Genomic DNA, 8,131 nt, shown 5'->3' with positions numbered 1-8,131 from the left:
GGGCCGCCAAATGCGGTGCCGATCGCGGTTCCGATCGCACTTGCGCTCGCCGCCGCCGCCGCTTGTTTGCCTCGGCCGGTCACCCGTTCAATGTCAACGCCAAGGTCCTCGAAGCTGCCGATGTCATCACTGGACATATCGACCAGCGCACCCTTGAGCTCATTGACATAGTCTTTCAACTCCCGCGTCAGGTGATGTTCGATCGTGGCCTGGCACAGCGCGTTAACATCCCGGGTCAGTGCCTTAACATCCTGCGTAGCCTTGTGGGTCTCCAGCAGGTCGCCCAGTTTGAGCAGCACATCGGCGAGCACCGCTGAGGCGATCTGATCGTTACGCACCTTGAGGCCATGAACCGCAGTGCGCGTCGCATTGCGCAGTTCATCCAACTGGGGGAGCACCGTGCTGCGCAGACTGTGCAGTACGTTGTTCTCCAGATGGCTGATCATCAACTGCGTCGCCTTGCCTTCTTTGTAGGTTCGAGCCTCTTGCGCAGTCAGCTGCAATTGCTGGAACAGGCGCTCGAAACCTGCGGCGTCCAAGGCATCCGCCTGCGATGCATGTGCGCGGGCAAAGCGCACCGAAACAGAGACGACCGGCTTAAGCAGTGCCGCGTCGAGGTGGGAGTTGGTGAGCTGCTCGGCAGCCCTTTTATGCACATCCTCTTCTTGCATCTTGCGGTTTGCCGCAGTCTTGTTGCGCAGCACCTTGACCAGTTCGTCCTGGCCCGGCACCTCGTCCTCGTCGAAGAAGTCGCTTTTGGTGATGATGGGCAGCAGTGGCTTGTTACGCTTGAGTTCACCTTCGAGTTCAGCCAACTCCTGCACCTGCCCGGGCGCCGTGGAGCTGCTCAACCACAGCACCGCATCGGCGCTGTCGGTGTAGCGTTTGGTCAGTTCGCCATTGACCCCCGTCACCGACAACAGGCCGGGCGTATCGATGAGAATCAACTTCTGACCCAGGCGAATGCCCTGGATCTGCGACGTGGTTTCCGTCTCGCCTTCGGCGAACGGCTCATCGCGGTCGACAATCGAATCGTTCGCCAGATGAAAGTACTGAACGGCTTCGCCCTGAGCGGCAAAGCGCTCGGCGATGAAGTTACAGAACGAACTCTTGCCGGCATTGACCTTGCCGAACACCAGAATCACAGCTTTGTCGCCAAAGGTTTCGGCAAGCTGGGCAGATGGCTGATTGCGCGCCCATGACTTACCCCAATCGTTAATGCACACCTGCACCACTTCGCGCACACCTTGCGCTTGGCGTGCGAGGTGGCCATCGCGGTTCAGCTTGCCCAGCGATGGCTGAACGCTCAGCGCGCGCGTCAATGCAGCCTGCCAATCGCGTAATTCACTTTCGTCGGCTTCCACGCGCTGGGTCAGGTATTCAAACCCTTTGAGCGCGTCGATAAATGCTTTTTCCTGCATACACAATCCTGTGCCTGTTAACGCCACTCGAAGTCGCGAACAGAGAGTCCAAAAAGGGGCGGTGCGAGCGCAAACACGCGTCACACCGGTATCAAGCGGCGGTCAGCCAATCGGCAAGCTGTCAAGGAAGGTCTTGGCTTGGCTGCGCTGTGCAATCTGCTGCTCCAATGCGCTGACTTGCGCATCGATGGCGCGCATGGAGGCGGTGCGCTGGAAGGCTTTTTTCAGCGTCTCGCTGGGGTATCTATCCGGCTGACTGATCATCGACTTAATCAATGCCGCAAACTGCACTGCCGTCACTTCAATGCCTTTGCTCTGAAGGAAAGCCTTGAGCTGACGCTCCGCCGCTTCGGTGTTGGCTTGAAGTTTTACTTTGTGCGCTTTTTCAGCCGCTTCACGTTCGTAGTCGCGGGAAGGCCCCGAAGAAGAAGAAGAAGAAGAAGAAGAAGAGGACGAAGACGAACTGCTGGACACCGCCGCAGCGACGGCAGCGATTGCAGCACCGGCCAACAAAAATAGTGGAAGCATTGCTCAGGTCCCTTTGAGTTGTTGATGGAGTTTGCTGTGCAGTTGCCTGTAGTCATCCATAAACCCAGTCAGTTGCGCTTGCTGAGTGGATTGCCGATGTTCAAGCTGCGCCTGCAGGTTGCTCAGGCCCTGGTCGATGAGGCCACCGAGGGTTTCTCCCAGCGCCGACACTTCATCGAGACGGGTTTGCGACACATCGTCCAATGCCGTTTGCAAAGCCTGGCGCAACGCTTTGACGCCACTCTTCTTCACCTTCAACGCACTACCGCTTTGTAAGCCCTGAAGGTAACGGTGGGCAGAGACGGGGATGATCGACAGCGTTGGCGCCTGTTTTCTGATGCTCGCCTGAACATTGGCCAGGGCCTGTTCTTCGACTTGCTCGATCTGGGTCAGTACGATCAAGGTCTGACGCCCACTGTCTGACGCGTCCCGTTGCAACGCATCAATCATCTCGCTTTCGCTTTGGTCGAACTCGCCCTCTCGAACGCAATGCACGAACAGCCGAATATCCGATTGCTGCCATGCGCCATTCATCGCCTCGCGGTCGTCTTCGCGCGCCACGTCAGCATCCAACCCCGGGGTGTCCAACCACCTCACGCCTTCATGCTCGAAGTAGCTCAATACAGTTGTTTCCCGAGCATCGGACACGGCGAACTGCTCGTGCTCCACGAGGGCGTTGAGCAAGGAGCTCTTGCCATGGTTGTATTTGCCGATCACCGACACAACCGGCAACCGTGCTTCAGCCAACAGGTACTGCAAGCGGCTTATTTCGGCCACCTGATCCGGCAGCACCGCATAAATCGTATCGAACCCCATGGTTACTGCTCTCCCTTAAATAGCGCTGATGCAGTCCGTGCTTAAAAAATGCCGAACAGTTTGGGGCGGATTAAGACGCATCCCTTTAGATGGCTGGCGAAGAAGTTGTCGTCCTCGGCATATTTGATGAAGAGCTGATCGAGTGCTGCGTGGACGCGGCCAAAACCTTCATCCAGCCATTCGATCATGGTCGACTTCAGGGTCAGGATGATCTTTGCCGCTTCGTAGAGCGCACCCACCTTGCGCAGGAGGCTATCGGACTCGAACCCGTCTTCGATCTCTTTGAAACGGCTCTCCATCTCGCCCTGGAAGTCATCAAACACACGGGTCACTGCGTTTTCCAGCTCATCGCTGGTCTCCCAGTCCCCCACGAAACCAAAGGATGAGAGGTAGTCATCGAAACCTTTCAGATCGGAAAACACCTCATCAAAATCGGGCAACTCGATTTCCGTATCCAGATCGAGGTCCGCGATTCTAAAAATGCTGAGGTCGGCCTGTTCTATCTTGGCAACCACCGTATTGCGCATTTCGCGAAGTACACCCTTGAAGTTCAAGCAGCTCATCGCTGCCAGACGCTTGCTGAGAAAGGCGTGCGACTGTTCCAGGTAGAGCGAAAGCACTTCATCGCGACCAAAGGCTTGCGTCGACTGGCCACCACGCCTGCGTACCGATACCGAACACAGCGGCGTCACCGATACACCCGGGCATAGGTGGTGAATTTCTCGCTGGAGGGCCTCGACCTTATCGCCCGCAACGTCGGCATTGGTCAGGATGACTTGCAGGGGAATCCTGGCATCCTGCCCGAGCCGTTTGATCAGGTTCACATCCACCGGTTCCAGGCGTGCCGAGCTGGCGTTGATCACATAAAAGGCGCCATGAATCCAGGTTTCCGGCTCCATCGGGCGGGCGCGACGTTGCTGCATGAAACTGTCGAACTGTTTGAGCCATCGCTCATAGTTGTCAGCTTCCAGGCCAACGCTGTCGAACACATTCAACAGGTGCCCCTGGTGCTCGAAGGTGTGCGACTGGAAGTTTTTCTCCCAGGAGGTGACGGGCTTGCCGCTGCCCGTCTCAAACAAACCCGCCTGGTCGAAAAGATAGTTGCAGAAGCTGCTTTTGCCGACGCCGCTTTTACCCAGCACGATGATATTGATCGCGAACTGATCCATGTCTCTCTAAACCCTGAACCGCGGAAAGGGGATGAAGACCTGCACAGAAACAGCGTGATCTGTCTCTCGCCACGGCCTTCAGAGTGCGCCAAGTGGCTTCAGGCTTTTTGATTGCCCCATTTTCCCAGCGCAATCTTGAACGCCTGCATGAACTGCTCATTAGAAAAGAGGCGGGCCCAGTCCGGCGACTTGCCTGTCTTCAGGTAGCCGTCCACAGCTCGTTCATAGACCTCGACCAGGGCCAAGCCAAGCGCTCCGGTGATCGCCCCGGCGACAGCGGCGTTAATGATCTGCCCAAGCACGGGGATCATCTTGGTCAGGCTGGCTGCCAACTGGCGCCCCACCAGGCTGAGGATCTGGCCCTTGAGCATGCTCACGGCCATTTCACCCATCGAGCCAAACCCGTAGAGCTTGGCCAGGGATGCGGCCATCGCCATCTGCTGAGGCACAATGAGTAACGCGTCCGACATCGGCACCGGGTTAAGCCCGGCGCTGGCGGCGGTGGTGGCGCTGTAGGTCATGATGATCGTCATCGCTTCGCTGCGTTTGGCAGGTAGCGAGGCAATCTGGGCAGCCACAAAGGACTGGCGCAACGCATCGTCCTTGAGTGATGCGCTTGACCAGGCGATCAACTTTTCAAGGTCCAGTTTCAGCTCTGGGTCATGGTTGGGGTTATTTGCACAGGTCTCAAAAACCTCACAATGAACACCATGCTCGCGCAGGACTTTGCGAAACGCCTGGGAAGTCTCACCGCGACCTTCATCATCGACGGGCTCGGCATCGCACTGGGTGAGTACCACCGCCACCGGGATATCCAGTTCGCCGGTAATGAGTCGCAAGTTTTCCAGGTCAAAATCGGTAACGCGGTGGTTGGCCACGCTGAGGCAGTACCAAATGAGATGGATGTGCTCATCCAGCACTTTGGATTTGCGCTGAATGATCTCGGGAATGATTTTTTCCCGAAAATTGCCTGCCGAAGGCCCGCCTTCAGTCACCTCATAACCTTCGGTATCAAAGATGACCAAAGGGATGTTGGCATCTTCGTACCGGTGACAACCCCGAGTGACGGGCTGCCCGGTACCGACCTCGGCAATCGTTTTGCCGAAGATATGATTGATCAGGCTGCTCTTTCCAACACCGGTGCCGCCGACAATCATCAGGTTCGGGCGTTTGACCGCAGCCATTTCCTTATCGAACTGCTCTTCCAATTGAGCTTCCATACTTGCCATCGTTCTTTTCTCCGTCGCTGCGTGGCGCTCGCAAACGTGCGCGCTAAAAAAGGTTTTCGCCCTGGATCCAAAATTCTTAAGCCTCAATCGCATTTTGCCACTATCCGTGTCAAGCGTAGGCTCCTGCGGGTATCGGGTTTCAAGGCGCCTGCTCTCGTCTGAATATCAATGAGCAAGACATCGCGCGCCCTACTCTCCCTGCGCAATCACCCCCTGCAAAATCCCCACCTTCCTCTGCAACTGCTTGATATGCGCCTTCTCAGCGCGCAGCGCAGAACGCAGCTCCCGGTTCTCAGCCTCCCAGATCCGCCCCCAGCGTGCGTCTCTGCGGCAGGTAAGCGCCATTTTCCAGAGTTCACGCAGCCTCAAGTATTGCAGCAGGAGGACCAGCAAGATGCTCCCCAGCACTACCAGCGCCCCTGTCGACACTGCTTCTGCCATAGTCATGTGTACTTCCTTGGTGTGTTCGATTTGTTTAAACGACAGCCACACGATATGTAGTGATAGAAGACAGGTCTAGAATGTAGACTTATACAGGTAAAGTATTCGCGCACATGGAGAGGGTATGAAACGCAAGCAATCCATCGAACAGGTTCGCTGGGACCTGGCACTTCGCTATCGTTTGATCGAAACCGTCGTCTGGTGGGAGGGCCGGTTGACCACGGGCCACTTGATCCAGAGCTTTGGTATCAGCCGTCAGCAGGCGTCCAAAGACATCAATACGTACATCACCGAACATGCGCCTAAAAACCTTACATATGACAAAAAAATAAAGGGCTATGTGCCAAGCAAAACGTTCAAGCCGCTGTTCATCGACGACAGCGCGAGCGCCTATTTGCACCTGCTTTATCAAAACCACGAGCGCGCGCCCCACATTGATGGCTTGGCGTTGGCCTATGCGCATACCAAGGTTCTGGATGTTCCGGATCGACCCATCCGCCCGGAAATTCTGCGCCCTCTGTTGAAGGCTTGCCGCGATGGCCTGCGCCTGGAGACCGAGTATGTGTCGCTGAATTCGCCCCAGGTCGATATCCGCCTGATCGCACCACACACCCTGGTCTACACCGGCATGCGCTGGCACGTACGTGCGTACTGTGAGAAGAATCGAGAGTACCGGGACTTTGTGTTGAGCCGGCTGCGGGGCGAGCCTGGTTTGCTGGACGTATCAGAGAACACCCAGGCGCTGGACGATGACTGGAACACCGAAACACCCGTGATCATCGCGCCCGACGGGCGTTTGAGCGCGGCACAAAAGGCGATCATCGAAACCGACTTTGGCATGGTTGACGGCCAGCTCGTTGTGCCCAGCCGCAGGGCGCTGGTGAAGTATGTCCTGCAGCGTTATCAGATTGATGCACGCAACCTGGACCCGAACCCTGAAGCACAACAGATTGTGGTCACGAACCTCAAGGACTTGAGACCGTGGCTCTATGACTAACGGATGCTGCAGCGCCGCCGCTTGACTCTCCCCTATACGGCAGCCCCTACTCTGCAGGCCCCTTTTCAGGACTCGCCCCCATGGCTCAGCGCATTCTGGTCATCCTCGGTCACCCCTCCGGTTCCAGCTTCTGTTCGGCGCTGGCAGACACCTACATCCAATCGGCAACAAACGCTGACCATGAAGTACGCGTCCTACGGTTGGGCGCGCTGGCTTTCGACCCTGTCCTGCATAACGGCTACAACGACATTCAAGCCCTGGAGCCCGATTTGCTCGGCGCCCGGGAAGATATCCTTTGGGCCAGCCATTTGGCGTTTGTCTTCCCGATTTGGTGGGGTGGTATTCCGGCCTTGATGAAGGGCTTCATCGATAGAGTTTTCCTACCCGGCTTTGCCTTCAAGTACCGTGCAGGCAAGGCATTTCCTGACAAACTATTGCATGGCCGAACCGCGCACTTGCTGGTGACCATGGACACGCCGCCGTGGTATTACCGCTGGTTCTACCGCATGCCGGGCATCCATCAGATGCGCAAGACGACACTGGAGTTTTGCGGCATCACGGTGACCAAGACCTTGTTGCTCGGCCCGGTGCTGGGCTCCACGCCCGTGCAGCGCAATCGCTGGCTGACGCGGGCCGGCGGATTATTTGAAAAAGGGCGTTTTCATGTTCATCGGCAAAGCCGCGCAACTGTCGGGCACGACCATCAAGGCGATTCGTCACTATGAGGCGATCGGCCTGCTGCCCACCCCGCAGAGAGAGGGACGGTATCGGGTCTATTCGACGCAGAGTGTCGAGCGGCTGATGGTGATCAAATGTGCTCAGCAGTTGGGTTTCAAGCTCAAGGAGCTGCAAGCCATTTTGCAGGGGCACCAGGGCGACGCGCTGCCCTGGGAGCGCGCGAGCCAGGCAATTGCTCGCAAGCAAGAGGAGCTGGCGCGGCAGATGACAGCGCTGCAGAAGATGCAGGCGGGGCTGGCCGAGTTTGACGCAATGCTTAAACACTCAAACGACAATTGCACAATAAATACAAATTAGACAAAAAATATAAATCAAGCTAGTGTCGCGCTTTCGCCCCCTTGATCGTCAGGAACGCGCCATGGTCACACCCTCGTATTTCAAGCTCAAAACCTACTTTTCCACGTGGGAGCGTGCCTGATGAGCGCGGCACCACTGGCGGTTTACGGGCTCAGTGCGTTACGCGCCACGCTGTCGCGCCAAGACATGCTGCACGCGGTGGAACAGGCATTGATCAGCCACGCCGACGGCCGCATCGTGGCCCCGCCGCCGGGGGTGTTGCTGTTTGAAAACCCGCCGGGGGACTGTCATATCAAGTCCGGCTATGCGAAAGACGGTTCGGTGTTTGTGGTCAAGCTGGCCATGGGCTTTTACGAGAATCCTTCCCACGGCCTGGAGACCAATAATGGCCTGGTATTGGTGTTCGACTCTCACACCGGCAAAACCCGCGCCGTCCTCAATGATGAAGGCTGGCTGACCAGTTGCCGCACTGCCGCCGCCGGTGCCCTGGCTGAT

The 8,131-nt window shown here is 57.1% G+C and carries 9 protein-coding genes and 1 pseudogene; 4 read left to right on the top strand and 6 right to left on the bottom strand.

Going from position 1 to position 8,131, the window contains the following annotated elements; all coding sequences use genetic code 11:
* The 6 genes from L9Z73_RS20750 to L9Z73_RS20725 all read right to left on the bottom strand — a co-directional run.
* The coding region (locus L9Z73_RS20750) for a GTPase (RefSeq protein WP_247404848.1) at positions 1-1,421 on the bottom strand (1,421 nt) is incomplete at its 3' end.
* A gap of 102 nt (positions 1,422-1,523) precedes the next feature.
* Positions 1,524-1,949 carry a hypothetical protein gene (locus tag L9Z73_RS20745; RefSeq protein WP_247404846.1) on the bottom strand — a complete coding sequence of 142 codons (426 nt, stop codon included), beginning with the start codon at positions 1,947-1,949 and terminating at the stop codon, positions 1,524-1,526.
* 3 nt (positions 1,950-1,952) lie between these two features.
* Complete coding sequence (locus L9Z73_RS20740; protein WP_247404843.1) at positions 1,953-2,765, bottom strand: GTPase; 813 nt, start codon at positions 2,763-2,765, stop codon at positions 1,953-1,955.
* A gap of 41 nt (positions 2,766-2,806) precedes the next feature.
* Positions 2,807-3,934, bottom strand: a complete 1,128-nt coding sequence (locus L9Z73_RS20735; protein ID WP_247404840.1) for a GTPase — start codon at positions 3,932-3,934, stop codon at positions 2,807-2,809.
* 98 nt (positions 3,935-4,032) lie between these two features.
* On the bottom strand, positions 4,033-5,163 hold the full coding sequence (locus L9Z73_RS20730) for a YcjF family protein (protein ID WP_247404836.1): 1,131 nt from the start codon (positions 5,161-5,163) through the stop codon (positions 4,033-4,035).
* A 189-nt stretch (positions 5,164-5,352) separates the two neighbouring features.
* A complete protein-coding gene (locus tag L9Z73_RS20725; protein WP_247404833.1) occupies positions 5,353-5,610 on the bottom strand; it encodes a hypothetical protein in 258 nt (85 codons plus the stop codon).
* Positions 5,611-5,728: 118 nt separating this feature from the next.
* Between L9Z73_RS20725 and L9Z73_RS20720 the strand changes: the two genes are divergently transcribed.
* The 4 genes and pseudogenes from L9Z73_RS20720 to L9Z73_RS20705 form a co-directional block, all read left to right on the top strand.
* The gene (locus L9Z73_RS20720) at positions 5,729-6,601 is read left to right on the top strand and encodes a WYL domain-containing protein (RefSeq protein WP_247404830.1); all 873 of its coding nucleotides are present in this window, start codon (positions 5,729-5,731) and stop codon (positions 6,599-6,601) included.
* A gap of 80 nt (positions 6,602-6,681) precedes the next feature.
* Entirely contained in the window at positions 6,682-7,326 is a 645-nt protein-coding gene (locus tag L9Z73_RS20715) for an NAD(P)H-dependent oxidoreductase (protein ID WP_247404827.1), read from the top strand.
* Complete coding sequence (locus L9Z73_RS20710) at positions 7,265-7,636, top strand: MerR family transcriptional regulator (RefSeq protein WP_247404826.1); 372 nt, start codon at positions 7,265-7,267, stop codon at positions 7,634-7,636. The genes L9Z73_RS20715 and L9Z73_RS20710 overlap by 62 nt, the downstream gene beginning before the upstream one ends.
* 120 nt (positions 7,637-7,756) lie before the next feature.
* Positions 7,757-8,131: pseudogene (locus L9Z73_RS20705) on the top strand (ornithine cyclodeaminase); the annotation flags it as partial.

Origin of the sequence: Pseudomonas emilianonis, assembly GCF_023072625.1 — a bacterium.
Classification (GTDB): Bacteria; Pseudomonadota; Gammaproteobacteria; order Pseudomonadales; family Pseudomonadaceae; genus Aquipseudomonas; species Aquipseudomonas paraveronii.
Note: the sequence above shows the minus strand (reverse complement) of the source record. Positions and strands in the feature narration are given on the sequence as shown.

What these genes read in the sequence shown, in the direction of transcription:
- L9Z73_RS20735 (WP_247404840.1), bottom strand. Translation starts at nt 3,934, where the DNA reads ATGGATCAGTTCGCGATCAATATCATCGTGCTGGGTAAAAGCGGCGTC.
- L9Z73_RS20725 (WP_247404833.1), bottom strand. Translation starts at nt 5,610, where the DNA reads ATGACTATGGCAGAAGCAGTGTCGACAGGGGCGCTGGTAGTGCTGGGG.
- L9Z73_RS20730 (WP_247404836.1), bottom strand. Translation starts at nt 5,163, where the DNA reads ATGGCAAGTATGGAAGCTCAATTGGAAGAGCAGTTCGATAAGGAAATG.
- L9Z73_RS20720 (WP_247404830.1), top strand. Translation starts at nt 5,729, where the DNA reads ATGAAACGCAAGCAATCCATCGAACAGGTTCGCTGGGACCTGGCACTT.
- L9Z73_RS20745 (WP_247404846.1), bottom strand. Translation starts at nt 1,949, where the DNA reads ATGCTTCCACTATTTTTGTTGGCCGGTGCTGCAATCGCTGCCGTCGCT.
- L9Z73_RS20710 (WP_247404826.1), top strand. Translation starts at nt 7,265, where the DNA reads ATGTTCATCGGCAAAGCCGCGCAACTGTCGGGCACGACCATCAAGGCG.
- L9Z73_RS20740 (WP_247404843.1), bottom strand. Translation starts at nt 2,765, where the DNA reads ATGGGGTTCGATACGATTTATGCGGTGCTGCCGGATCAGGTGGCCGAA.
- L9Z73_RS20715 (WP_247404827.1), top strand. Translation starts at nt 6,682, where the DNA reads ATGGCTCAGCGCATTCTGGTCATCCTCGGTCACCCCTCCGGTTCCAGC.